We start from the raw sequence: 241 nt of genomic DNA, 5'->3' as shown, positions 1-241 counted from the left end.
ATCGGTAAAGGGCTGCATGTCATCTCCTCGAAGTTGGGTGTCGATTGACTATCGATTGAGCATCGGTTGATCGTCACGGTGACGGCCAGTGTACGGAGGCGGCAGGCGTCTGCACAGCCACGCAGGCTGAATTGATTGTTTTCCAGCGTGAACAATCGCCATGCGCAGCGCTGAAAGATGCGCGGGCGCGGTGCTATCATCGGCGCATCTTTGAGGATTCGGGGCGGGAGTCATTTCGTGG

General features: G+C 57.3%; 1 protein-coding gene. It reads right to left on the bottom strand.

Going from position 1 to position 241, the window contains the following annotated elements:
• Positions 1-200: hypothetical protein (locus SB751_RS34680; RefSeq protein ID WP_410749572.1), on the bottom strand; the 200-nt coding region annotated here is incomplete at its 3' end.
• Positions 201-241: the final 41 nt, after the last annotated feature.

Origin of the sequence: Cupriavidus sp. SIMBA_020 (genome assembly GCF_046535395.1) — a bacterium.
Taxonomy (GTDB): domain Bacteria; phylum Pseudomonadota; class Gammaproteobacteria; order Burkholderiales; family Burkholderiaceae; genus Cupriavidus; species Cupriavidus campinensis.
This window is presented reverse-complemented; position numbering and strand designations above follow the sequence as displayed.